This is a genomic window from Ruegeria sp. BF10 (assembly GCF_056538725.1).
Map to the genome: position 1 here is coordinate 1,373,284 of NZ_JBQFTR010000001.1, position 24,236 is coordinate 1,397,519.

At 57.8% G+C, this 24,236-nt stretch carries 27 protein-coding genes; 11 read left to right on the plus strand and 16 right to left on the minus strand.

Annotation, left to right across the window (positions count from 1 at the left end; genetic code table 11):
• Nucleotides 1-3 precede the first annotated feature (3 nt).
• Together ACR0DJ_RS06965 and ACR0DJ_RS06970 are read left to right on the plus strand one after the other, a co-directional pair.
• Nucleotides 4-1,890, plus strand: a complete 1,887-nt coding sequence (locus ACR0DJ_RS06965; RefSeq protein WP_480684356.1) for an AMP-dependent synthetase/ligase — start codon at nt 4-6, stop codon at nt 1,888-1,890.
• A 25-nt stretch (nt 1,891-1,915) separates the two neighbouring features.
• Complete coding sequence (locus ACR0DJ_RS06970; protein WP_257600713.1) at nt 1,916-3,076, plus strand: ABC transporter substrate-binding protein; 1,161 nt, start codon at nt 1,916-1,918, stop codon at nt 3,074-3,076.
• 70 nt (nt 3,077-3,146) lie between these two features.
• Here the strand turns inward: ACR0DJ_RS06970 and rpsI are convergent, their stop codons facing one another.
• Both rpsI and rplM read right to left on the minus strand, forming a co-directional pair.
• Nucleotides 3,147-3,632 carry a 30S ribosomal protein S9 gene (gene rpsI / locus ACR0DJ_RS06975; RefSeq protein ID WP_152457951.1) on the minus strand — a complete coding sequence of 162 codons (486 nt, stop codon included), beginning with the start codon at nt 3,630-3,632 and terminating at the stop codon, nt 3,147-3,149.
• Between the two features lie 6 nt (nt 3,633-3,638).
• On the minus strand, nt 3,639-4,097 hold the full coding sequence (gene rplM, locus ACR0DJ_RS06980) for a 50S ribosomal protein L13 (RefSeq protein ID WP_152457950.1): 459 nt from the start codon (nt 4,095-4,097) through the stop codon (nt 3,639-3,641).
• Nucleotides 4,098-4,339: 242 nt separating this feature from the next.
• Here rplM and ACR0DJ_RS06985 point away from each other — a divergent pair, with 242 nt between their 5' ends.
• A complete protein-coding gene (locus ACR0DJ_RS06985) occupies nt 4,340-4,705 on the plus strand; it encodes a nuclear transport factor 2 family protein (RefSeq protein ID WP_170344334.1) in 366 nt (121 codons plus the stop codon).
• A gap of 3 nt (nt 4,706-4,708) precedes the next feature.
• Here the strand turns inward: ACR0DJ_RS06985 and ACR0DJ_RS06990 are convergent, their stop codons facing one another.
• Nucleotides 4,709-6,112, minus strand: coding sequence for an aminotransferase-like domain-containing protein (locus ACR0DJ_RS06990; protein ID WP_480684358.1), 1,404 nt, complete (start codon nt 6,110-6,112; stop codon nt 4,709-4,711).
• Between the two features lie 99 nt (nt 6,113-6,211).
• Between ACR0DJ_RS06990 and ACR0DJ_RS06995 the strand changes: the two genes are divergently transcribed.
• Nucleotides 6,212-6,439, plus strand: coding sequence for a DUF1127 domain-containing protein (locus ACR0DJ_RS06995; protein WP_117868993.1), 228 nt, complete (start codon nt 6,212-6,214; stop codon nt 6,437-6,439).
• 62 nt (nt 6,440-6,501) lie between these two features.
• Here the strand turns inward: ACR0DJ_RS06995 and ACR0DJ_RS07000 are convergent, their stop codons facing one another.
• Nucleotides 6,502-6,945 carry a PaaI family thioesterase gene (locus ACR0DJ_RS07000; protein ID WP_170344338.1) on the minus strand — a complete coding sequence of 148 codons (444 nt, stop codon included), beginning with the start codon at nt 6,943-6,945 and terminating at the stop codon, nt 6,502-6,504.
• Between the two features lie 58 nt (nt 6,946-7,003).
• On the opposite strand from ACR0DJ_RS07000, the gene ACR0DJ_RS07005 reads away from it, so the two are divergent.
• The 4 genes from ACR0DJ_RS07005 (at nt 7,004) to gluQRS (ending at nt 10,913) form a co-directional block, all read left to right on the plus strand.
• A complete protein-coding gene (locus tag ACR0DJ_RS07005) occupies nt 7,004-7,789 on the plus strand; it encodes an enoyl-CoA hydratase (RefSeq protein ID WP_170344339.1) in 786 nt (261 codons plus the stop codon).
• Between the two features lie 253 nt (nt 7,790-8,042).
• The gene (trmFO, locus tag ACR0DJ_RS07010; RefSeq protein WP_480684359.1) at nt 8,043-9,383 is read left to right on the plus strand and encodes a methylenetetrahydrofolate--tRNA-(uracil(54)-C(5))-methyltransferase (FADH(2)-oxidizing) TrmFO; all 1,341 of its coding nucleotides are present in this window, start codon (nt 8,043-8,045) and stop codon (nt 9,381-9,383) included.
• A 37-nt stretch (nt 9,384-9,420) separates the two neighbouring features.
• Nucleotides 9,421-10,035 (plus strand): class I SAM-dependent DNA methyltransferase, encoded by a 615-nt coding sequence (locus ACR0DJ_RS07015; protein WP_480684361.1) that lies wholly within the window; start codon nt 9,421-9,423, stop codon nt 10,033-10,035.
• Nucleotides 10,032-10,913 carry a tRNA glutamyl-Q(34) synthetase GluQRS gene (gene gluQRS / locus ACR0DJ_RS07020; RefSeq protein WP_480684362.1) on the plus strand — a complete coding sequence of 294 codons (882 nt, stop codon included), beginning with the start codon at nt 10,032-10,034 and terminating at the stop codon, nt 10,911-10,913. Before ACR0DJ_RS07015 ends, gluQRS begins: the two co-directional genes overlap by 4 nt.
• 10 nt (nt 10,914-10,923) lie before the next feature.
• On the opposite strand, the gene hisI is transcribed toward gluQRS, so the two are convergent.
• Complete coding sequence (gene hisI, locus ACR0DJ_RS07025) at nt 10,924-11,313, minus strand: phosphoribosyl-AMP cyclohydrolase (RefSeq protein WP_425078239.1); 390 nt, start codon at nt 11,311-11,313, stop codon at nt 10,924-10,926.
• Nucleotides 11,314-11,361: 48 nt separating this feature from the next.
• Here hisI and ACR0DJ_RS07030 point away from each other — a divergent pair, with 48 nt between their 5' ends.
• Both ACR0DJ_RS07030 and ACR0DJ_RS07035 read left to right on the plus strand, forming a co-directional pair.
• Nucleotides 11,362-11,814 (plus strand): iron-sulfur cluster assembly scaffold protein, encoded by a 453-nt coding sequence (locus ACR0DJ_RS07030; protein WP_425078238.1) that lies wholly within the window; start codon nt 11,362-11,364, stop codon nt 11,812-11,814.
• Between the two features lie 59 nt (nt 11,815-11,873).
• Complete coding sequence (locus tag ACR0DJ_RS07035) at nt 11,874-12,512, plus strand: MarC family protein (RefSeq protein ID WP_170344345.1); 639 nt, start codon at nt 11,874-11,876, stop codon at nt 12,510-12,512.
• A 183-nt stretch (nt 12,513-12,695) separates the two neighbouring features.
• On the opposite strand, the gene ACR0DJ_RS07040 is transcribed toward ACR0DJ_RS07035, so the two are convergent.
• The 5 genes from ACR0DJ_RS07040 to sciP form a co-directional block, all read right to left on the minus strand.
• The gene (locus ACR0DJ_RS07040; RefSeq protein ID WP_256367496.1) at nt 12,696-12,818 is read right to left on the minus strand and encodes a hypothetical protein; all 123 of its coding nucleotides are present in this window, start codon (nt 12,816-12,818) and stop codon (nt 12,696-12,698) included.
• Between the two features lie 112 nt (nt 12,819-12,930).
• Complete coding sequence (gene recG, locus ACR0DJ_RS07045; protein WP_480684363.1) at nt 12,931-15,021, minus strand: ATP-dependent DNA helicase RecG; 2,091 nt, start codon at nt 15,019-15,021, stop codon at nt 12,931-12,933.
• Nucleotides 15,018-17,270 carry an NAD-dependent DNA ligase LigA gene (ligA, locus tag ACR0DJ_RS07050; RefSeq protein WP_480684365.1) on the minus strand — a complete coding sequence of 751 codons (2,253 nt, stop codon included), beginning with the start codon at nt 17,268-17,270 and terminating at the stop codon, nt 15,018-15,020. Before ligA ends, recG begins: the two co-directional genes overlap by 4 nt.
• Nucleotides 17,271-17,393: 123 nt before the next feature.
• Complete coding sequence (ctrA, locus tag ACR0DJ_RS07055) at nt 17,394-18,110, minus strand: response regulator transcription factor CtrA (protein WP_152457936.1); 717 nt, start codon at nt 18,108-18,110, stop codon at nt 17,394-17,396.
• An 86-nt stretch (nt 18,111-18,196) separates the two neighbouring features.
• Nucleotides 18,197-18,490 (minus strand): CtrA inhibitor SciP, encoded by a 294-nt coding sequence (sciP, locus tag ACR0DJ_RS07060; RefSeq protein ID WP_170344350.1) that lies wholly within the window; start codon nt 18,488-18,490, stop codon nt 18,197-18,199.
• 128 nt (nt 18,491-18,618) lie between these two features.
• Here sciP and mnmA point away from each other — a divergent pair, with 128 nt between their 5' ends.
• Nucleotides 18,619-19,764: a tRNA 2-thiouridine(34) synthase MnmA gene (gene mnmA / locus ACR0DJ_RS07065; RefSeq protein WP_480684367.1), complete on the plus strand. Its 1,146-nt coding sequence runs from the start codon at nt 18,619-18,621 to the stop codon at nt 19,762-19,764.
• On the opposite strand, the gene ACR0DJ_RS07070 is transcribed toward mnmA, so the two are convergent.
• The 6 genes from ACR0DJ_RS07070 to fabZ form a co-directional block, all read right to left on the minus strand.
• Nucleotides 19,761-20,306, minus strand: coding sequence for a carboxymuconolactone decarboxylase family protein (locus tag ACR0DJ_RS07070; RefSeq protein WP_480684368.1), 546 nt, complete (start codon nt 20,304-20,306; stop codon nt 19,761-19,763). The genes mnmA and ACR0DJ_RS07070 overlap by 4 nt on opposite strands.
• A 101-nt stretch (nt 20,307-20,407) precedes the next feature.
• Nucleotides 20,408-20,983, minus strand: a complete 576-nt coding sequence (locus ACR0DJ_RS07075; RefSeq protein ID WP_171168233.1) for a hypothetical protein — start codon at nt 20,981-20,983, stop codon at nt 20,408-20,410.
• Nucleotides 20,976-22,142: a lipid-A-disaccharide synthase gene (gene lpxB / locus ACR0DJ_RS07080; RefSeq protein WP_425078233.1), complete on the minus strand. Its 1,167-nt coding sequence runs from the start codon at nt 22,140-22,142 to the stop codon at nt 20,976-20,978. Before lpxB ends, ACR0DJ_RS07075 begins: the two co-directional genes overlap by 8 nt.
• Complete coding sequence (locus ACR0DJ_RS07085) at nt 22,142-22,936, minus strand: LpxI family protein (protein WP_480684370.1); 795 nt, start codon at nt 22,934-22,936, stop codon at nt 22,142-22,144. Before ACR0DJ_RS07085 ends, lpxB begins: the two co-directional genes overlap by 1 nt.
• A gap of 4 nt (nt 22,937-22,940) precedes the next feature.
• Nucleotides 22,941-23,726 carry an acyl-ACP--UDP-N-acetylglucosamine O-acyltransferase gene (gene lpxA / locus ACR0DJ_RS07090; protein ID WP_257600698.1) on the minus strand — a complete coding sequence of 262 codons (786 nt, stop codon included), beginning with the start codon at nt 23,724-23,726 and terminating at the stop codon, nt 22,941-22,943.
• Entirely contained in the window at nt 23,723-24,196 is a 474-nt protein-coding gene (fabZ, locus tag ACR0DJ_RS07095; RefSeq protein WP_480684371.1) for a 3-hydroxyacyl-ACP dehydratase FabZ, read from the minus strand. Before fabZ ends, lpxA begins: the two co-directional genes overlap by 4 nt.
• Nucleotides 24,197-24,236 lie beyond the last annotated feature (40 nt).

Below are 24,236 nucleotides of genomic sequence, written 5' to 3' on the forward strand. Positions count from 1 at the left end.
AAGATGGATGCGACGCCCCTCGCCCGGCAGATCAGGATCAACGGCATTGAGCTTAATGCAACACCCGGACAACGCCCGTTGCGCGTGGATGGGTGCACCACCATCAGTGCGCTGTTTCAAAGCCGTTGTGCGGAAATGGGGGATCGAACGGCCCATCGTGAAAAGGACTTGGGCATCTGGAAGTCATATTCCTGGGCCGACTACTGGCAGCACGCCAAGTTGATCGGGCTTGCCCTGCGAAAGCTGGGTTTGAAGCGCGGAGACGTTGTTTCGATCCTGTCCGAGGACCGCAAGGAATGGATGTGGTTCGACATGGGCATTCAGTGCGTCGGGGGCATTTCTTCTGGCGTCTACACCACGGATTCCGCCAATCAGTTGCAATATCTGGTCAACGACAGTGGCAGCAAGTTCCTGATCGTCGAGGACGAAGAGCATCTGGACAAGTTTCTGGAAGTCGAAAATCAAGTTCCGGATCTGGTCAAGGTGATCATTCTGGAGGGCGAGGGCTTGCATGACCTGACCCATCCACGCTGCATGATGATCGGCGACCTTTACGCTTTGGGCCAGCAGGCCGAACAGGAAGATCCGGGACGGTTCGAAGCCGAAATCGCACAGGCCAAACCTCAGGACACAGCTTTGCTGGTTTACACATCCGGCACCACCGGCCAACCCAAGGGTGCGATGTTGAGCCATGAAAACATCCTGGCCGGCATCGAGGCCGGTGCCTGGTCATTGCCAACACAGGCCAGTGACGAACAGCTGTGTTTTCTACCGCTCTGCCATATTCTGGAACGCGACGTGTCTGTCTATTACCCTCTGGCCGCCCGCTGCACCGTGAATTTCGCGGAAAGCCCCGAGACGGTGTTTGCGAATCTGCAAGAGGTCTCGCCCTCGACCTTCACGGCTGTGCCGAGAGTTTGGGAAAAGATCCATGCGCAGGTGCAAATCCTGGCGCAGGATGCAACGGCGCTGGGTCGAATGGCATACGGTCTTGCCCTGAAGGCCGGCGCGCGCCGGGCCGATTACGTGAGTTCGGGAAAACCCGTTCCCGCCGCCATCGCGGCCCGGTTCTGGTTCTGGGATCAGTTGGTTCTGAAGAATTTGCGCCGGATGCTGGGCTTGGACAAGCTGCGCCGGGGTGGCACGGGTGCCGCGCCTATCTCGGCGGATTTGTTGAAATGGTACTGGGCCATCGGAGTGCCGATCGTCGAGGGCTTCGGCATGACCGAAACGTCCGGCCTTGCCACACTCAACACCGTGGAAAGCAACAAGATAGGAACCATCGGCAAGGTCGTCCCGGGGTGCGATATCCGTATCTCGGACGAAGGTGAAATTCAGCTCAAGGGCATGAACATCTTTCAGGGCTATTGGCGCAACAACGCCAAGACGGCGGAAAGCTTTACCGCCGACGGCTGGCTGCGCACCGGCGATATGGGGCATATCGACGAGGACGGTTTTGTCACCATCACCGGCAGGTTGAAAGACATCATCATCACCGCCGGCGGCAAGAACATCACCCCGGCCGAAATCGAAAGCCGTCTGAAGTTCAGCCATTACATCTCGGACGCGGTGATCATCGGTGATCGGCGCAAATACCTCACGGCGCTGATCATGATCGATCAGGAAAATGTCGAGAAATATGCGCAGGACCAGAAAATCCCATTCTCGAACTTTGCTTCGCTCTGCGCCGCGGCCGAGGTGCGCGAACTGATCGGTGCCGAAGTGGCCGCGGTGAACAAGGAATTCGCACGGGTCGAACAGATCAAGGATTTTCGCCTGATCGACGTTCTGCTGACCGCCGAGGATGACGAGCTTACCGCCACGATGAAGCTGAAACGCGGCCTGGTCGAAAAGAAACACGGACATCTGATTGAAGACATGTACACTTAGCCAAAGAATTTTCGGGAGGAGAAAGATGAAGAAGTCACTCAAATGGCTGGCCGCAGCCACGGCGTTGACCGCCTCGGCAAGCATCGGTTCGGCTCAGACACAGGGCGTTACGGACGAAGAGATAGTCATTGGGTCCGTCAACGACCTGAGCGGCATCTTTGCCGCAGTGGGTGTTCCGGCAACCAAAGGTGCCAACGTGGTATTCGACCGCGTGAACGAAGCCGGTGGCATACACGGGCGCAAAATCCGCTATGTGGTCGAGGACAACGGCTATCAGATGCCGCGTGCGATGCAAGGCTACAACAAGCTGCTGAACCGCGACAAGGTGTTCGCCATGCTGCAATCGCTTGGCACGCCGATGAACATGGCCGGGTTCAAGCTGTTGGATCCCAAGGGTATTCCCAACGTTGCACCTCTGACCGCCGCGCGTCAGATGTTGCAGGAGCCGATGCGGAACAAGTTCACGTCTTTCTCGACCTACTATGATCAGGCGCGTGTCGGTGTGAAATATCTGGCCGGCGAATTTGGATCAAAGACGGTCTGCACCATGTATCTGCCGACAGATTTCGGTGAAGAAATTCTTGAAGGCAGCAAGGCCGGCGCCGAAGAGGCCGGGATCGGTTTTGGATCTGAAACGACCCACAAGCCGGATGAGACGGATTTTGTCGGATCGCTCAGCAAGCTCAAGGAAGAAGGCTGCGATATCGTCACCATGGCGCTTGGGGTGCGTCAGGCGATCACCGTAGTTGGCACCGCCAAGAAGATGGGCCTGACGGACATGAAGTTCCTCGGCACTTCGGCCAGTTTCCTGACTGTCGTGGCACAGGTTCCCGGAGGGGTGACTGACGGGTTCTATGCGGCAGCCTCGTGGCAGGATCTGTGGGCGCGTGCAGATCAACCTGCCCCGGCGGCGTTTATCGAAGAATACAAGGCCGCCACGGGCGAAGACCCGGTTGGATTCGCCATGTTGGGCTATTCCGCCGCCGAAATGATGGTTAAAGCGCTTGAGGCCGCGGGCCCTGACCTGACGCATGACAGCTTTATCGAGGCGATGGAGTCACTGGACTATCAGGATGATCTGGTCGGCAACCATATTTCCTATGGCCCGGACGATCACCAGGGGGCGGATACGGTTTTCGTCAACGTCGTTGAAAACGGCGCGTGGAAGCTGGTTTACGAAGAATAAGATTTCCCACAAAAACAATGCAAAAGGGCTCGCAATTGCGAGCCCTTTCTTATTGGGTTTTCCCGGCGAATTAACGCTTGGAGAACTGGAACGAACGGCGGGCTTTGCGCTTACCGAATTTCTTACGTTCCACAACGCGGCTGTCGCGGGTCAGGAAGCCAGCGGCTTTCAAGGCGCCGCGCAGGTTGGGATCGTACAGTTGCAGCGCTTTCGAGATGCCGTGCTTGACCGCACCGGCCTGACCGGTCAGGCCACCACCTTTGACGGTGGCGACAACGTCGAACTCGCCTTCGACACCAGCAACCTGGAACGGCTGGCGCAGGATCAGTTGCAGAACGGGACGTGCAAAATAGACGTCCTGATCCTTGCCGTTCACGGTGACCTTGCCGGAACCCGGCTTGATCCAGACGCGGGCAACAGCGTCTTTACGCTTGCCGGTTGCGTAGGAACGGCCCAGCTCGTCACGTACGGGTTCACGCACGATGACTTCTTCGGCCACGGTTTCAACGCCTGCGACGGCGCTCAGCTCTTCGAGAGTATTGATCTGATCAGCCATCGGTCATTAGCTCCGGGTGTTTTTCTTGTTCATGGACTTGACGTCCAGAACTTCGGGCGCTTGCGCCTCGTGGGGATGCTCGGCACCGGCATAAACGCGCAGGTTGGTCATCTGCTTGCGCGACAGGCGGTTGCCCGGCAGCATGCGCTTGACCGCTTGGGTCACGACGCGTTCGGGATGTGCACCTTCCAGGATCTGCTGTTTGGTGCGCGACTTGATGCCGCCCGGGTGGCCAGTGTGCCAGTAGAAGTTCTCTTCGCGCTTCTTGCCGGTCATCTGGATCTTGTCAGCGTTGATCACGATGACGTTGTCGCCCATGTCCATGTTCGGGGTGAACGACGCTTTGTGCTTGCCACGCAGACGCATGGCGACGATCGAGGCAAGACGGCCCAGAACAACGCCCTCGGCGTCGATCAGGATCCATTTCTTGTCGATGTCTGCAGGTGTTGCAGAAAAGGTTTTCATGGCAGGATAGTCCTGTTTGATGTGAAAGACCGCCCCAAGCGAGGCGGCCCGAATTCGATGGATGCGTATCTAGACACCCACGATTGCCACGTCAAGCGACCCAATGCTAATTAAATAGTTTTAAAACATTAACTTACAAAATAGGTATTATTTTACCCCATATTTCTGATGTGGAATTCTCCCAAATTCAACACTCTGATACACTAGATAGGAATTGATCGCGTCCAGCCACGGAGAGTTGCATGCAGGATTTGATGTACACAATTGAAAGCTACGGCGCCGCATGGCAGGAAAAGTCCTCAGGAAAACGGTTTGAGTTCTTGGCGCATTGTTTTGCGGAAAACGGTCGATATGTGGATCCAACAGCTGATGTTTCGGGGCGTGAGCGTTTGAATGCTCATATTGGAGAGATTCTTGAAAGCTCGAATGGGCGCGTTGAAATCACCAGCAGTCCGGTTTCGCACCACGATGTCGTTCACTTCACTTGGCATATGGTGGCGCCCGACGGCGCAATCATGGTGGCCGGGCATGATTTCATTCGATTGGACGAAGATGGAAAGATCGCTCATCTGGCCGGATTTTTTGGCGATCCGCCCCCGCTGACCTGAATGCTAGACGCTGATCTGTTCCGGTGGATTGTCCAGCAACGCGCGCAGCCTCAGCATTGCGTCTTCGAACCGTTCCAAAGAAACGTGACCATTCATGGCGATGCGTACTGCATTCGGCGCGCGCCCATCGCGCAGGGCAAATTCATCCGCTGATCTGAGTTGAATACCTTCTCGTTCGGCCGCGCGGCTGAACGCGGCAGAGCGCCACCCCGATGGCAGGTTCAGCCAGACAAAAGGCACGTCAGGAGCCCAGTTCAGATCGAACCCCCCCAGCGCATTGACGGCAATCCGGACATAGTCACCCATCCGCTTGCGCACATCCTGGGCAATTTGGCGGGTACGCGGGTCCGACAGCAGCAACCGCGTGAGTTCGGCCAGGGGTTGAGCCAAGCCAAAATACCCATATTCGGCAGATCGACGCAGATCGACACTGCGATCCTTTGGAGCAATGGCGAAACCCACGCGCAGCGCCGGTGTGAGTATCTTTGAAATGGACGACACGTGCCACCCTCGCTCGGGTGCAAGGGCGCGAAAGCTGGGTTCTTTGGCGTCCCCCATTCGATAGCAATCATCCTCAACGATCTGGACATCAAATTTCCGTGCGATCTCAACGATTTCTTTGCGTCTTTCCAAAGGCGTGTGTGTTGCGGTCGGGTTTTGAACTTCGGGTGACACGCATACCGCCTGCGTCGGGGTTTGGCGCAGAACATGTTCCATTGCTTCGGGATCGATACCCCATTTGTCCATTCGAATTCCGACCACCTCGGCGCGCATCAACTCTCCGGCACGACGGAAACCGGCGTAAGACAGGTCTTCAACCAAAACGACCGGCTTGGGCCCTTGCAGGATGGTTTGAAACACCAAGCAAAGCCCATTCTGCCCCCCATGGGTCAGGACAATGTCATCATCGTTCAGCGGGCCCAGCGGAAGATCCGACAGCCAGTCAACCACAGCCTGTCGCATGGGCTGATACGCATCGCGTGTGGGGTAGTTCATGAATAATGCGGGATCGGATTGAGAGACTTTCTGCAAGCACTCGCGGATCAACGACACCTGCCCCATATCCACCAGCCTGGGGCTGAACAGGCTGACATGGTGGGTGTTCTGCGCCTCGGCCAGATGAAGCTGCCGGGACCAGACATCATCCAGAATCGGAGATTTTGGCGGGGCTACGAATGTACCACGTCCGACCTCGGCTTGTAGCAACCCCTCATCGGTGAGAATCGTATAGGCGCGCGCGACAGTGCCGGGTGTAATTTGCAATCGATACGCCAGCTCCCGCACCGGTGGCAGTTTGGTGCCGATATCCAAAGTTTTGTTATCAATAGCTTTTCGTATTGTGTCGGCAACCAAAGTATACTTTGGCCCCTTGGACTTTGGCAGCGCGCTTGGCCAAATTGTATCCATTACAATTCTTCCTTTGCCTTTGACACAATTTCAAATGTATCAAACTTATGTACCAAACAATACTGTTTTGTGTCAATACAATTTGAAAGGAATTCCGAGATGACACGCACAATGCACACCCCCGCCCTTCTGCTGCTGAACGACAGCCCACGGCTGCCTCTGCTCGCTGCTCTGGCCGTGCGGTTTGCGGCGGCGGTCACTCAATGGGAACGCCGCCGCCGCAGCCGCGTCAATCTGGGCTATCTGGATGACCGTCTGCTTCAGGACGTCGGGCTGACCCGCCATCAGGCTGGCCGGGAAACAAAGCGCTTTTTCTGGCAGCCCTGACTGATCCCCAGTCCCAATTTATTGGGACCTCTTCCTGGGCCGGGGCCTGTCCCCGGCCTTTTTTATCCGAAATTCGCGGCAGCAGACCCTGCCGGCGGCAGGGAATAGGTCATCGTTGCCCGCGCAACCGGAAGATCACTGCCTTCCGAGTACAAAAGCACATCCCCAACGGCCAGTGTTCTTCCCAGCTTCAACAGACGACAGGCCGCAATCATATCGGCGCCACCATCCGGTTTGCGCAGGAAATCAAAAGAACTGTTGGTGGTAACGGCCAATGACTGACGCCCTTTTCGTGCCAGAACCATCGCATAGACACTGACATCGGCAAGCCCGAACATCGACGGGCCTGACACCGTGCCTCCGGGGCGCAGGTGTTGGTCCTGAACCACAAGGCGCATGGTGATCGTGTCTTCGGTCAAGTCTTCGACGACGAAATCCTTGTGCACCTGAGGGAACACCTCTTTGAGGTATTGTGACAGTTCGTCCCGGTTCATTTCCAAAGCCATACTTCCCCTCCTGCTCTTGCCGACCTAGAGTTGGCCCAACTTGGGATCGGAGGGCAAGATGACAATTCTGGAACGTAACGACACTGGCGCGGTTGCAAGGCTTACGATGAACGCGCCGGACCGGCTGAACGCATTGAGTGACGAGATGCTGGCTGCGCTGCAAGCCGAGCTTGATGCACTGCGCGACGACAGCGCGATCCGGGCCGTGGTCCTGTCGGGGGCAGGAAAGGCGTTTTGTGCCGGGCATGATTTGAAACAGATGACGGCCGGACGCCAGTCGGAAGATGGCGGCAAGGCCTACTTTCAAGATCTCTTTTCCCGTTGCGCCCGGATGATGATGTCGATCCAATCCCTGCCGCAACCCGTTATCGCGCAAGTCCATGGCATTGCGACCGCCGCCGGGTGTCAGCTGGTTGCAACCTGCGACATGGCGGTGGCCGCGGAAGGTACACGGTTTGGCGTCAACGGGGTCAATATCGGCCTGTTCTGTTCCACGCCGATGGTGGCTCTCAGCCGCAACATCCCCAGAAAGCAGGCCTTTGAAATGCTGACCACCGGCGAGTTCATTTCAGCGGAACGCGCCGCCGACCTGGGCTTGGTAAACCGTGTCGTTCCTGAAGAGGCGCTGGAACAAGAAGCCAACGGGCTGGCGGAACTGGTCGCATCCAAGCTTGGCGTGGCCGTGAAGATCGGCAAGGAAGCGTTCTATCAACAGCTGCAAATGCCTTTGGATCAGGCTTATGCCTATACCGGAGACGCAATGGCGCAGAATATGTTGTACCGCGATACAGAAGAAGGCATTTCCGCCTTTATTGAAAAGCGCCCCCCGAATTGGACCCAATGACGCAATTGTTTTGAACATTTTTTGCCACTGTTTTCATTTTAGCACTTTCCAAAAGGGCAACTCTGTGGCAAAGCTGGGTCGAGGCTAAGGCCTCAGTACACTTTTGGGTCGCCGTGGGCGGAAGGTCCCTCCAGCTGGTCTCTCTCACCAGCGCTGACATTCCCGCAGCGGCGACCCCAAGACCCCTCCACCAGATCGGTCACAAAAAATACGGCAGTTGCGCCTGTCTGTGCGGTGCCCTATGTGGCTGCACATGACACAAGTTTTGCATATCGTGGGCGGTGGAATGGCCGGGTCCGAAGCGGCCTGGCAAGCCGCTGAAATGGGCGTTGACGTGATCATTCATGAAATGCGTCCCACCGTTGGCACCTTCGCACATCAGACAGGAAACCTGGCGGAAATGGTGTGTTCAAACTCATTCCGATCGGATGACGATGAACAGAATGCCGTCGGTCTGCTGCATTGGGAAATGCGGGCAGCCAATGGGTTGATCATGACCACGGCCTATGAACATCGCCTGCCGGCCGGTGGTGCGCTCGCCGTAGACCGCGATCCCTTTGCCGAAGATGTCACCGAAAAACTCCGCGCACATCCGCGTGTGACGGTAACAGACGAAGAAGTGACCACCCTTCCCGATGATGGGCAGTGGATCTTCGCGACCGGCCCTTTGACCTCACCCGCATTGGGGGAAGCCATCCGGGCGGAAACGGGATCGGACGCGCTGGCGTTCTTCGATGCGATCGCGCCGATTGTCTACGCCGACAGCATCGACATGAGCAAAGCGTGGATGCAATCCCGGTACGACAAAGGCGAGACCGAGGAAGAGCGCACGGCTTACCTGAACTGCCCGATGGACCGTGATCAATACGAGGCTTTCATCGACGCCCTTCTGGCTGCGGACAAAACCGAGTTTCACGAAGGTGAGACCGCAGGCTATTTTGATGGCTGTCTTCCGATTGAAGTCATGGCCGAACGCGGACGCGAGACCCTGCGCCACGGTCCGATGAAGCCGGTTGGGTTGACAAACCCTCATGCGCCTGACGTTAAACCTCATGCCGTTGTTCAGTTGCGGCGCGATAACGCATTGGGCACATTGTTCAACATCGTAGGGTTCCAGACTAAGATGAAATACGGAGCCCAGACCGACGTGTTCCGCATGATCCCCGGTCTGGAAAACGCCAGCTTTGCCCGGCTGGGTGGCATCCACCGCAACACGTTCATCAACTCTCCCACCCTGCTCGATGCGCAGATGCGGTTGAAATCCAAGCCCAACATCCGCTTTGCCGGGCAGATTACGGGCGTCGAAGGCTATGTTGAAAGTGCCGCGATGGGATTGCTTGCCGGTCGCATGGCCGCCGCGGAAATACTGGGTCGTGACTTGCCCGAAGTGCCCAAGGACAGTGCAATGGGTGCGTTGATCCATCACATTACCGGCGGGGCCGAAGCCAAGACGTTTCAACCGATGAACGTAAACTTCGGCCTGTTCCGCCCCGTGGACGGCCTGAAAGGCGGGCGGCGCGGCCGGAAGGACCGGTACAAGGCCTATACCGATCGTGCCAAGGCAGAATGGCAAACCTGGTTGGATCAATGCTGACTGGACGCGCGGCGTGATCTCGGCCTAGCATGCCGGGATGAGCGATAAGTTCCTGGACAGCACCTACAATCTCGACACGCCTGAAGACACTGAAACGCATTATCAGAACTGGGCCGCGACCTATGAAAAAGAGGTCGCGGAACAGGGATATGCAACCCCGGGACGGGTGGCCGCGGCATTGTGGCTATTCCACCCTCACCCCCAAACTCCGATTCTGGACTTCGGCTGCGGAACGGGGCTTTCCGGTCTCGCCCTGCGGGCGGTGGGATTTGAGGTCATCGATGGTATCGACCCCACCCCCAAAATGCTGGAAGAGGCAGAGGCCAAGGGTGTTTACCGAACCCTGACCGGGTTTGACATCACCAATCCAGCCCCGCTCAGGCCCGGAGCGTTTTCGGTGATCACGGCCATCGGTGTCATCGGCCAGGGCGCGGCGCCGCCCGAGACATTCGACCTGTTGATGCATGCCTTGCCAAAAGGTGGGTTGTTGGCGTTTTCCCTGAACGACCATGCGCTGTCAGATCACAAATTCACCTGCCGAGTGACGGATTGGGTCGACATGGGTGCCGCACGTTTGCTATTTCGTGAATACGGGCCGCACTTGCCCGGCATCAACCTTAACTCTGACGTGTATGTATTAGAAAAAGCGTGACTTTCGTAACGCGTTTCGCGCCATCCCCGACTGGCCCGCTTCACCTTGGGCACGCCTATTCTGCGATGATCGCCAGCGACATGGCCAGATCCGAAAATGGACAGTTCTTGCTGCGCATTGAAGATATCGATCGGTCCCGCTCGCGTCCGCACTGGGAGGATCAGATCTACGATGACCTCAATTGGTTGGGGCTGACCTGGCCGGAACCGGTTCTGCGTCAATCAGATCGGCTGAGTATCTATGATCGCGCGTTGGATCGGTTGTGGAAAAAGGGTCTTCTGTATCCTTGCCTGTGCAATCGCAAAGATATTGCCGCCGCCGCAAGCGCGCCCCAGGAAGGCGCGCCCTTGCTTGGGCCAGACGGAATTATTTATCCCGGTACGTGCCGAAAAGTACACCAGGGTAAAGACTTACGCCAGAAACCTCATCCAAGAGACCAAGTGTTGCGACTGGACGTTGCCAAAGCCTGTCGAACAATCCGCGATCCGGCCAGGTTCCAATTCTTGGAACTGGGCTCCGGCCCCGGTGGCGAAGCAGGAACAATTGCTTTTACCCCGGATGAGATGGAAACCAGTGTGGGCGATATCGTTCTGGCTCGCCGAGACATGGGCACGTCCTACCATTTGTCCGTCGTTCTTGACGACGCGGCCCAGGGGATCACCCGTGTGGTTCGCGGTCAGGATCTGTTCGAAGCCACCCGCATCCATGTTCTGCTTCAGGTGCTGTTGGATTTGCCTACACCCGAGTATTTCCACCACGATCTGGTCCGCGATGACGCCGGCAAACGGCTGGCGAAACGCGACGATGCGCGTGCGATCGCGAAATACCGGGCCGAAGGTGCCAGCCCGGCAGACATCCGGCACATGGTGGGGCTTTGATCTGGCTCGGTTACTCCATTGGGGCCATCAGTTCGGTCTCGGCCCCGTCCCGCACCGCAGTATAAAAGCACGTCCGGCGGTTGGTGTGACAGGCAGCACCGGTTTGACGCACCAGAACCAACAGGCAATCGCGGTCACAATCGATGCGGAAGTCCACCAGTTCCTGCACATGGCCCGAGGTTTCGCCCTTGATCCAGAAGGACTGGCGCGAGCGTGACCAATAGGTCACCCTGCCCGTTTCCAGTGTCTTTTCAACGGCCTGCGCATTCATCCATGCCATCATCAGAACTTCACCCGACACCTCGTCCTGCGCAATTGCCGGAATCAGTCCCGCTTCGTTATATTTCAGAGTCGATGGATCAAACGCGACGGGGTGAGACATGACAAAAACCTTTTGCATCCGTTGGGCTGGCCACTATGTATGAGGAACACACGACGAGGGAAAGCCATGAGCGGCGAGAACGACCTGATCAAGCTGTATTCCGGACGCATTCTGGCGCTGGCGGCGGACATCCCGCATCTGGACCGGTTGGAAAACCCGGATGCAACGGTCAAGAAACGCGCGCCTCTTTGCGGCTCTACCGTGACGGTTGATCTGAAGGTTCAGGATGGTCGCGTCAGTGCCTTTGGACAGGACGTGAAGGCCTGTGCGTTGGGTCAGGCATCCGCTTCGTTGGTTGGCGACGCAATCATTGGCGCAACGCGTGCTCAGGTCGAAGCGGCGCGCGATCAGCTTGCTGCGATGTTGAAAAAGGATGGCCCCGCCCCGGATGCGCCCTTTGACGGTCTCGAGGTTCTGATGCCGGCGCGGGACTACAAGAACCGCCACGCGTCAATACTGCTGGCACTGGACGCCACTGCGGAAGCCATGGCGAAGGCGGAACAGGCCCATTGCGCCTGATTGTAGCTATTTGAGACAAACCCGTTTACCTTCCGCACAGATTTAAGGAGGGATGGGTATTGAATAATCTGCTTGAGCATTTCGTGACCCTTTGGGTCGTCATTGACCCAATTGGTACAATTCCCGTTTTCATTGCCGTCACTGCGGGGCTGGAGGCCGCCGCGCGTCGCAAGACAGCTTTGTTGGCATCGATAATAAGTGCCGGTGTTCTTTTGTTCTTCCTAGTGTTTGGGCAACTGCTGATCGAAGCGCTGGATATCGGTTTGAATTCATTTCAGGTCGCAGGCGGTATCATCCTGTTCCTGTTCGCTCTGACCATGATCTTTGGCGAAAGCAAACAGGAAATAGAACAGCGTCAGGCAGAAGAGGATCAGGAAGACAAGTACCACAAGCAGAATCCCGCGATATTTCCTCTTGCCGTTCCATCTCTGGCTTCACCCGGTGCGATGCTGGCGGTCGTCATCCTGACGGACAACCATCGATACAGTGCGGTAGATCAAGGAATTACCGCGTTGGTCATGCTCTCGGTTCTGGTTGTTGCCTTTATTCTCATGCTTCTGGCGGAACCGATCATTCGCCTGATTGGTCACTCAGGAGCAGCGATCATCAGCCGTATCATGGGGATGATCCTGGCCTCGGTCGCGGTCAATTCGGTCCTGTCCGCATTGCTTGAGATTTTCAAAACCGGCCAGCTGTAAAAAAGCCGCCGCACCTTCCGGGCGAAAGGGCGGCGGCAGGCATTGCGTGTCTCGCGTGGGGTCCGGATTACCGCACGGGGCCGAGGCATGGCCCCTCAAGGGGTTTGGGACAGGCAGGTCACCCTTGACTGAAATGGGGATGACAGCGCGGTTTTTTCGGCACGAGATCGCAGGCAGAAAGGCTTAGAATCCAACCGGAAGGTGCAGGGCGACCATCAGGATCACGACCAGAGACATCACGCCCACGGCATCCTGTAGGATTGTCGATTGCGAGCGGCTGAATACAGTCTTGATCTGGGTCAGCATAGGGTCACCTCCGGTCAGAGTTTTAATCCTTTGTTGACCTTTTGTTCTCATATTTACCCGAGTCGGTAAAGAACTTTTTGAGAACATTTGTGAACTTTTCGGAGCTTCCTGCCTAACCTACTGAAATCAAACGGATCGCCTGATCCTGTTTCATCAGCCACAAAACTACGCGCGCCGCGCGGCCCCGGTCCGAGTCCAGCTTGGGATCCGCATTCAGCAATGCCCGGGCATCGGATTGGGCCACGGCCATCAAGCCGGCCTGACGCTCCAGATCCGCAATCCGGAACTTCGGCAGACCGGACTGAGCGGTTCCGATCAGATCTCCGGCACCACGCATTTCCAGATCGGTTTCCGAGATACGGAACCCGTCTTCGGTTTCGCGCAGAACCTCCAACCGCTTACGTCCCCCCTCGCTGAGCGGTGGTTGATACATCAACAAACACGTCGATTCCGCATCACCACGGCCCACGCGACCGCGCAATTGATGCAGTTGGGCCAGACCAAAGATTTCGGCCCGTTCGATGACCATGATCGTGGCATTGGGCACGTTGACCCCCACTTCAATGACGGTCGTGGCCACAAGAACCTTGGTGGCCCCATTCTGGAATGCAGACATTGCCGCGTCTTTTTCGGCCGGCGGCATCTGCCCATGAACCAGCCCGACCACACCTTCGCCCAATATGGCACGCAAGCGTTTGAATCGTTCTTCAGCGGCCGTCAGGTCCGAAACCTCTGATTCATCGACCAAGGGGCAGACCCAATAGCACTGCCGCCCCTCATCGATCGCGCGACGCAGGTGGGATACGACCTCGTCCATGCGCTGCGTGCTGACTATCGCCGTCTTGATCGGTTTGCGCCCCGGCGGCTTTTCGTCCAGCACCGACACATCCATGTCGCCATATTGCGCCAGCGCCAGACTGCGTGGAATAGGTGTGGCGGTCATCACCAATACATCCGCGCCCTGCCCTTTTTCCGACAGCTCCATCCTCTGACGCACGCCAAACCGATGCTGTTCATCAACTATGGCCAAGCGCAGCGCTTTGAATTCAACATCACTGTGAAACACGGCATGGGTGCCGACCAGAATTTGGATATTGCCATTTTTCAAAGCCTCAAGCTTGGCGCGCCGCTCTGCGCCCTTGTCACGCCCGGTGAGCAGTTCAAGCACCACTCCGGCCTCTTCCGCCAACGGGCGCAACCCTTCCAGATGTTGGCGCGCAAGGATCTCGGTCGGGGCCATCATCACACCCTGTCCGCCTGCCTCGACCGCGATCAGAAGGGCCATGAAGGCCACCAATGTCTTGCCGGCCCCCACGTCACCCTGCAACAATCGGTTCATGCGGGCGTCCGATGCCATATCGGCCGCGATTTCCTCGATCGCGCGGCTTTGCGCGCCGGTCGGACGATAAGGAAGACTGGCCAACACCCTGGATTGCAACGCGCCTGTCCCTACGCTGACGACACCACGGGATTTCCGCTCTCGCTGACGCGCCAGAGCCAACGTCATCTGATGCGCGAACAGCTCGTCATAGGCCAGACGCTGACGCGCGGGCGCAAACGCTGAGACATCATCAGCCCCTTGAGGATTGTGACCGGCTCGAATTGCCGAAATCCAATCCGGCCAGTTTTGCTGTGCCATCTGCGCAGGGTCGATCCATTCCGCCAGCTCAGGCGCACGCGTCAACGCGCTGCGGCTGACCTTGAACGCCGTCTTCTGGGTCAACCCATGTGTCAGATGGTATACCGGTTCAAATTCCGGAATCTCACCGGCTTGCTCGACCGGCAACATATGATCCGGATGCACCATCTGAGCCATGCCGTCGAACAGCTCCAGCTTGCCCGAGATCACACGGCGCGCGCCCTGAGGCAGCAGTTTCTTCAGATAGTCCCCGCGCGCGTGAAAGAACACCAGCTGAAAATCGGCCTGACTGTCTTCGACATGCACGCGGTAAGCGCCCCCCTTGTTGCGCGGCGGCCTGTGTGGGCCGACCGTCACTTCGACGGTCAACGTGGCGGGCAGATCGACGCCCTGAATCGTCTCTCGCCGACGTCGGTCGACGACGGCATAAGGCAGGCCGAACAGAACGTCGCGTGGGCTCTCAACGCCAGCCTGTTCCAGGACTTGCGCGGTTTTGGGGCCAACGCCCTCGAGTGTTTCCAGCCCCGCAAACAGCGGGAACAGCTGTTCCGGCCTCCCGCTCATGCGCCTTCGATCAGCTGCAACCAGCCATCCTCATCCAGGGTTTCGATACCCAGCTCTGCCGCTTTCCTGGCTTTCGAACCCGCACCGGGCCCGGCGACAAGAATATCGGTTTTCTTGCTGACGGAACCGGAAACCTTCGCACCCAACGCCTCGGCCCGGGCCTTGGCCTCGGCGCGGGTCATCTTTTCCAACGTCCCGGTGAACACAACCGTCTTGCCAGCCACCGGGCTGTCTGAGGCCGGTGCATCAGGTGCGACGATTGTCAGTTCTTTGCGCAACGTATCGAACGCGCGCCTCTCTTCCACGTTCGAAAACGCATCGGAGAGAGACAGACCCAGCGTTGCGCCGATCCCGTCAATTCCGATCAATTCCGACCAGGCGGCATTGGCATCCGGCGGAACACACGCCGCAGCGATGGCAGCATCCCGCGCTTCCTTGACACGCGCCCGACGACCTTCTGCCAGCGCGGCCGCCCGTTCGGCATCTTCCGCCGCATCCGCTTGCCGCTGCGCCAGAGCTGCCGGGCGCGCGGTGTCCAGGGCTTGTGTCAGGGTCTCCCAATCGCGGTAATACAGCGCCAGATCGCGTGCTCCGACTTCACCTACATGTCGAATACCCAAAGCAAACAACAGGCGCGCAAACGGAATGGTCCGCTTTTCGTCGATCGCGGCAAACAGATTTCTGGCCGAGGTTTCCCCCCACCCATCCCGGTTTTTCAGCCGAGCCAGATTGGCCCTGTCACGCTGTTCCAATGTAAAGATATCCGCCGGAGTCTTTATCGGAAGGATCGGATCATCATAGAACATCTCGATCTGTTTCGCGCCAAGGCCTTCAATGTCAAACGCTTTGCGCGAGACGAAATGTTTCAGTTTTTCAACGGCCTGCGCGGGGCAAATCAAGCCACCGGTGCAGCGGCGGACCGCATCGCCTTCTTCGCGGATCGCCTCGCTTTGACATTCCGGACACCGTGTCGGAAAGACAAATGGCTGCGAACCGGCCGGGCGTTTGGACAGATCAACATCAGACAGCTTCGGGATCACATCCCCGGCGCGATATACCTGAACCCAGTCACCGACACGGATATCCTTGCCATCGCGGATCGTGCCGCCCTTGGCATCGCGTCCCGCGATATAGTCTTCGTTGTGCAATGTGGCGTTGGACACGACAACACCACCCACAGTCACTGGATGCAACCGGGCAACCGGGCTAAGCGCGCCTGTGCGACCGACCTGAATGTCGATCGCCTCCAGCCTCGTCCAGGCCAGTTCGGCCGGAAACTTGTGTGCAATCGCCCATCGCGGCGTGGTTGAGCGAAACCCCAAACGCGCCTGAAGCGACAGATCATTCACCTTGTAGACAACCCCGTCGATGTCATAGCCCAAGGTGGAACGTTGCGCTTCGATATCCCGGTAATGCTCCAACATCTCTTGCGTCGTTGCGCACAGACGGGTCAGCGGATTCGTCGAAAAACCAAGTGATTTAACCCGCTCGATCGCCCCCATCTGCGAGTCGGACAATGGTTCCGAAACCTCTCCCCAGGCGTAAGCAAAGAAACGCAGCGGGCGCGAGCGCGTGATTTCCGGATCCAGTTGCCGCAAAGACCCCGCCGCCGCGTTTCTTGGATTGGCAAAGGGTTTGCCGCCTCGCTCGGCCTGCCGCGCGTTCAACGCCTCGAAATCCGCATGAGACATGTAAACCTCACCCCTGACTTCCAAAACCTCGGGCGCGTTTTGCAGGTGTTGCGGGATATCGGATACCGTGCGGGCATTGGCCGTTACATTTTCACCGACTTCACCATCTCCACGCGTCGCAGCCTGAACAAGCTGACCGTTTTCATACCGCAATGACAGGGACAGGCCGTCAATCTTGGGTTCGGCCGTGTAGGCAAGGCTTTCCCCAGAGCCAAGGCCCAGGTATTTCCGGATCGATCTGTCGAAATCTGCCACGTCCTCATCATCGAAAGCGTTGCCCAGCGACATCATGCGCACGGCGTGCGTGACTTTCGAAAAACCATCAGCAGGCTTTGCACCCACTTGATCCGTCGGGCTGTCGTGACGTTTGAGATGAGGGAAGCGCGCCTCTATCTCGGCATTGCGCCGTTTGAGAGCATCATAGTCGGCATCCGACATGTCAGGCGCGTCAGCCGTGTGATACAGCGTGTTCGCTTTCGACAATAGTTCGGCCAGACGTGCAAGTTCGGCACGTGCCTCATCTTCTGTCAGCTCGGATATGGAAATCGGTTTACTCATGGCCTCGCCCTGTCACGCGTACTTGGACCTCAGTGATAGGGCGAGGCCATGGCCAGGTCCAGACGTGCTGAGCCGTGAGTGCAATGTGCCGCCCTGGACCACCGGCGGCACTGGTGTTTCAAATCAGAGACCGACTGCCATCCGTGTTTCGTCCAGCGTGTTGCTTTGCGGATCTCGCAGCACATAGCCACGGCCCCAGACGGTTTCGATATAGTTCTCACCGCCGGTCGCATTGCTGAGCTTTTTGCGCAGTTTGCAGATGAACACATCGATAATTTTCAGCTCGGGTTCATCCATGCCGCCATAGAGGTGATTCAGAAACATTTCCTTGGTCAGAGTCGTCCCCTTGCGCAGGCTGAGCAGCTCGAGCATCTGGTATTCCTTGCCGGTCAAATGAACGGTCTTGCCATCCACTTCCACGGTTTTTGCATCAAGGTTCACCGCAATACGCCCTGTATGAATGATCGACTGCGAATGCCCTTTGGAACGGCGGATAATGGCATGGATGCGCGCCACCAGTTCTTCGCGATGGAAGGGCTTGGTCAGATAATCATCCGCACCAAATCCAAAGCCTTTGATCTTGCTTTCAGTATCATCAGCGCCGGACAGAATCAGAATCGGCGTTTCCACCCTTGCGATCCGCAACTGGCGCAGAACCTCATGCCCGTTCATGTCCGGCAGGTTCAGATCCAGCAAGATCAGGTCGTAATCATAGAGTTTCGCCAGATCGATTCCTTCTTCGCCAAGATCCGTCGCATAGACGTTCAGGTTCGCATGCGTCAGCATCAATTCGATGCTTTTGGACGTGGTCGGATCATCCTCGACTAGAAGTATGCGCATTTTTCACTGCTCCAATTCGGGTCAATAATTCCAATTGAAATTAAACCTGATCAAGAATGGTTAATCTGACGTTACCGTTGAATCATTTATTCACGCTCTCCTTTAGGTTGTCGATACTTTTTTAGCGCCGTCGCTTTCAACGCCTCGACGCCGTGTTCCGCGACCAAGGAAACCCAACCGTTGAATTCTTCGTCGCTCAGGCCGTATTTCTTTTTTGCGTCAGACAGGCTGATCAGCCCGTAAAGCACGCCGCGCACGACAAGAATTTTGCGTGACGCCACCCATCGCCTTGTGTTCGCCGGCGGTAAATCCGCATGCGTCAAAATGGATCCATCCGGCAGAGCAACAGACCTTGGCCCTTCAACTTTGTGCAAATACATCGCTTTACCCTTCTTGCTGCACCAAAGCTGACCTCAGCCTACTTAAAGTCGCGTGAAACCGCCCCTTGAGAGTGTGTAGAATTTTCTTATATTCTGCCGGTCTTTCTTAACCCGGACTGGAATCTGCAATGGCCCTCGATACCGAGACCCCGCTGAACTCGCTTGGCTTTGCCAAACCGCCCTCGGAAACGCGGGTCGTTGTGGCGATGTCGGGGGGCGTCGACAGTTCCGTTGTCGCGGCCTATCTGGCCGATCAGGGCTATGATGTGGTCGGTGTGACGTTGCAGCTTTATGACCACGGCGCGGCGTTGGCCAAGAAAGGTGCCTGTTGCGCTGGAATCGATATTCATGATGCGCGCCGCGTGGCGGAAGAGCGTGGATTTCCACATTACGTTCTGGATTACGAGAACATCTTCAAGGATGCCGTGATCGACGAGTTCGCCGACAGCTATCTGGCAGGCGCAACGCCGGTTCCCTGCATCCGCTGCAACGAGCGCGTGAAATTCAAGGACCTTCTGGAAACCGCCAAGGATCTTGAGGCAGACTGCATGGCTACCGGCCACTACATTCAGCGCAAGATGGGCGCCAACGGTCCAGAACTGCACAGCGCCGAAGACGCCAAACGCGATCAGTCCTATTTCCTGTTCTCGACCACGCCCGAGCAACTGAACTTCCTGCGTTTCCCGCTGGGCCACCTGCCGTCAAAAGATGCAACCCGTGAGATGGCGGCGAAGTATGGGCTGTCCGTGGCGGACAAGCCCGACAGTCAGGATATCTGCTTCGTACCTGACGGCAACTATGCCAGCGTCATCGAAAAACTGCGCCCCGGAGCCGCGGAACCCGGCGAGATCGTTCACGCCGATGGCCGCGTTCTGGCGCAGCACAACGGTGTAATCCACTATACGATCGGGCAACGTCGCGGTCTTGGTATCGGCGGCCTCAGCGAGCCGCTTTACGTCGTCAAACTGGACGTAGACAAAAAGCAGGTCGTTGTCGGCCCGAAAGAGATGCTGGCAACGCGCGTCGTTCCGGTGCGCGAGATCAACTGGCTGGGCGATGAACCCTTCACGTCACGCGATGAATGGCACCTGTCCGTCAAGGTCCGCTCGACCCGCCCGCCGCGCGAGGCGATCATTCGGCCGCTGTCGGACACCACGGCCGAGGTCGAACTGCTGACCCCCGAGGAAGGCATCTCGCCAGGGCAGGCCTGTGTGTTTTACGCGAACGAGGGCAGCCGCGTATTCGGCGGCGGCTGGATCTGGCGCGGGTATTAAGCTGAAACCGGTTTGACCTCGGGTTCGATCTGAATCTGCAATGCATCGTTGAACCGATTGAACGCACCGCACAAGGCGATGCGCCAGGTCAGTTCGACGATCTGAGCATCCGTGAACCATTCCCTCAGCTCCGCCACTTCGGCATCCCGCATACGGCCCGACCGGATCGTCACGGCTTCGGCATAGCGGACAACCGCCTTGTCACAGGCATCCAGTTCCGGATGATCCTCGACGTCTGGCAGACGCGCCGCACCTTCGGGGCTCAGCCCCGCCACGGTCAGCAGCGGTGTGTGATGCGAGACGCAATAATCGCAGGCATTCAGTTTCGAAACCGTCACCATGGCCAGTTCCAACGCACGGCGCGGCAGGTTCTCCTGCTCTCGCAAGGTTGTCAGCATTCCCGTGACATGGTTCAGAACCGGAGGGCAATACGCCGCGACGCGGGCCCAGTTGTCAAACGGACCATACGCGCCCAATGCTGCGTGGGATGCGCGCGCGTCGGCGGTCATGTCCTGATCCGACAAAGGGGGAATGCGGGTCATGTCGAAAGCTCCTTTTTCTGGATCACGATACCTTGGACCTGCATCACTGCAACAGACCTTTGCAGGTCACATATGCGAGACGAAGCGCTCTCTTTGCCGGGTCACAGCATGTCGGTGGGAGAGTTGAAGAGAATATAGAGCCCGACGCAGACCATGATATATGGCGCAATCCGATCCAGCCGGGCAACGCGCGGGCCAAGGCTTTTGGCGTGGGGGGCCCCCCATGCCGCAACAACAACCAGCAAGGCGGCCGCGCTGGCGGCACCGATCAACGCCACGACCCGATAGGACGGCGCCGAATCCGCAAGCAGAGGGGTCATTACCGCAAAACTGTCTATCGAGAGGCTCAGGAAAAGCGTCACCACCGAAGTCACGGCCCCTTTTGACACAGCACCTTCGTTGTCCGCCTCGCGAAACTGATGCCAGATTCCGCGCAAGCCAAACACCAATGGGACAAGGCCAAGGTAGCCGATCCAAAACGGAAGGCCGCTCTGGTTCAGGCCCACGGCCACGGTCATGGCCAGGGAAAGTACGATCGTCTGAGCGACCGCAAAGCCCACGATCGCACGGCGCTGTTCCATCACCAGAATCAAGCCCAACAAGACAGCAAGATTGTCCAGATTGGTAGAGATCATCGCGATCCCCGCAGAGACTGCAAACAGCGCGTGATCAAGCATTGCGTGGCTGCATTCTGTTCAAAACCGCCCGCGCCGCGCGCAAGCCGGGTGCTTCGCCCCCTCGCCCCAACCTGTCCATTGTCAGGTTCATGGCGTGCTGTTGCGCGTCGGGTGCGTCGGCTACCTTTCGCAAGGCTTCGGCGATCTTTTCAGGCTGACAATCATCCAGCAGGCATTCCGGCACGGCGCGCGTGTCCGAGACCAGATTGACCAGAGTAACGGTGTCCAGATTGACCATCCGTTCTGCCACCTTCTGCGTCAGCCAGTTGAGTTTGTACGCAATCACCATCGGCGTATTCTGCGCCGCAAGTTCCAGCGAAACCGTCCCCGAGGCCGCCAGGGCAAGATCTGCGGCGCCAAAGGCTGCACGTTTGTCGGCTGTGGCTTGCTCTGCGCCTGCATTGCGAGGGTCCAGCACCACGGGGGTGCCGGGCCATTTTCGCACCACGTCATTTACCAGATCGGTTGTCGCACCAACGGTCGGGATCACCACGCGGTAATTCGGGTGGGCATCGATGAACAACCGCAACGCGCCGCCGAAAGACTCTGCAAGGCGTTCGATCTCACCCCGCCGTGACCCGGGCAAAGCCAGCAGGATTGGGGCGTCAGCCAGATCGAAGCGGTTCCGAAAGGCCGCGATCTCGTCTGGTGTGGCAATCGGCTCGCTGGCCACAGGATGACCGACAAAGTCGCAGTCCATCCCTGCCCGCTGCATGTACGGAGGTTCAAAAGGAAGAAGCGCCAGCACATGATCGATGACCTTTGCCATCTTGTCTGCACGCCCGGGGCGCCAGGCCCAGACACTGGGCGCGACATAATGCACGGTTCGGATTTTGCTGTTGGCTTTGACGATCTTGGCGACGCGCAAGCTGAAATCAGGGCTGTCTATCGTAATCAATACATCCGGTTTCGTGTCTAGCACCGCCTGTGCTGTCTCGGAAATACGTCGTTTCAGGTGGAAAAACTTCGGCAGAACTTCAACAAGCCCCATGACCGAAAGCTCGGACATGGGAAACCGGCTGCGCAGACCCTGCGCTTGCATCAACGGGCCACCGACCCCGTCGAATTCAACATCAGGCACCAGGGTTTTCAACCCCTCCATTAGCGCACCGCCCAACCGGTCACCCGAAGGTTCACCGGCGACCAGAAAGACACGCATCAGACCGCCCGCTCGCGGATATAAAGGAACAGACCCAGGCGATTGCATTCAGCGATGACACGATCTTTTTCCAGAACCAGCACACCGCCTTTTTCCAATACGATCCCGGACAAACCTGCCGCAACCGTATCGGTGACGGTTTCCGGCCCGATGGCGGGCAAATCGGCGCGCCGATCCTGATCGGGTTTGGGACCTTTGAACAGAATGCCGCCGCCTGCGTCGGGGCGTTGCGTCAGGGAGTGCAGCATCCACGCGGTACCGAACACCCCCTCGATAGCCAGCGCCTGCCCTTTGGACACGGCACAGGCCTGCCCGGTATCCGCCGCCCCCATTACCCGAAGAATCCCGGCGGCGCGGTCAGCGTCGGCCATGTCGGCATCCGAGGGCTGGGCCTCGGTCAGACATCCCACAGGCGGCAACAAACCGGGCGCGATCTCATGCGCGGCCCGCAAGTGTAGACCGGCCCCCTCGAGAATTCCGATCACGGCGCGCAAAGCTCCGTCATCCCCGGACAGGATGGCCTTTTGGATGATCGGAACCAGTGGCAGCGTCGCGGCGTCGATGCGCGAGGGGTCGATTGGCGGGCGCCGAACAGCGCCGGCAAGGCAGATTTCAGTCACGCCCCGCGTCTTCAGGTCAGCGATGAAACTGCCCAACTGTTCCAGAGGAAACACGACATCTGCGCTCAGGGTGTCCGGCAGAAACCCCTCCATCGCGCAGATCAGGGGACGTTCTGCCAACTGCGCAACAACTTCGGTCGGCAGCGCCCCGGTTCCCGCAATCAACGCAAGCATGACCCTATTTCCTCGGGGTCAGGAATGATCGGTCACTATGGCCGGTGACGAAATCCACGATCTGCTGCACATAGTCGCTTTCGTTGCCTTCACCGATCCGGCTGGCGCGATCCATAAAGGTGCCTTCGCCGTCGGACAATTCCTTGAAGGCCGCGCGCAGCGCCGAGATATCTTCGCGTGATACACCCTTGCGCTTGAGACCGACAAGGTTCAAGCCATCCAGCTCACCTCGCGACGCCTGTACCAGGCCATAAGGAATAACATCCTTGGGCACCATGGTCAGCGCGCCGATAATGGCCCCGCGCCCAACGCGCACCCATTGATGCAGCCCAGAAATGCCGCCAACGATCACGTCGTCTTCGACGATGCAATGCCCCGCCGCGCCTGCATGGTTGACCATGATCACACGGTTGCCGATCTGAACATCATGGGCCACGTGAACCCCCGCCATCAGCAGGCAGTCGTCACCGATCCGCGTGACACCACCGCCACCTTGGGTTCCGGTATTGATTGTCACATGCTCGCGAATGCGATTGCGTTTGCCAATCTCAAGACGGGTGTTTTCGCCACTGAACTTCAAATCCTGAGGGATCTCACCAATCACCGAGAAATTGAACACAACGGTATCTTCGCCGATCGAGGTGTCACCCGTCACGACCACGTGCGATTTCAACTCGACCCGATCGGCCAGTTTCACCTGTGCGCCCACATGGCAGAAGGGACCGATGATGCAATCCTGTCCAATCTGCGCACCGTCTTCGATAATTGCGCTGGGATGGACTCCGTTCATGTTGTTTTTTCCATATCCCAGTCGACATAGGCCGAGAATTCCGCCTCGGCGGCCACGTCACCTTCGACGGTGGCACGGCCGCTGAACTTGAACAGCTTGCCGCCTTTTTTCCCGCGCACGGTTCCCACATGCATTTCCAGCACATCACCGGGCACGACCTTGCGACGGAATTTGCACTTGTCGATGCTCATGAAGTAAATCAACAGCTCGGTGTCGATGACGTCCATTCCAACACCCAGCATCACACCGGCGGTCTGTGCCATTGCCTCGACAATGGTGACGCCCGGCATGATCGGCGTTCCGGGGAAATGCCCCTGAAAATGCGGTTCATTCATGGTGACATTCTTGATTCCGCGCGCCGACTGATAGCCCGAAATATCTACCACCTTGTCGACAAGCAAAAACGGATAGCGGTGCGGCAGAATCCTCTGGATCAGCTGAATGTCTGCGCTTTTGGTTTCTGTGCTCATGGTGCAGATATCCCGTTTTGGATGTTTCTTTTTTTGCGTG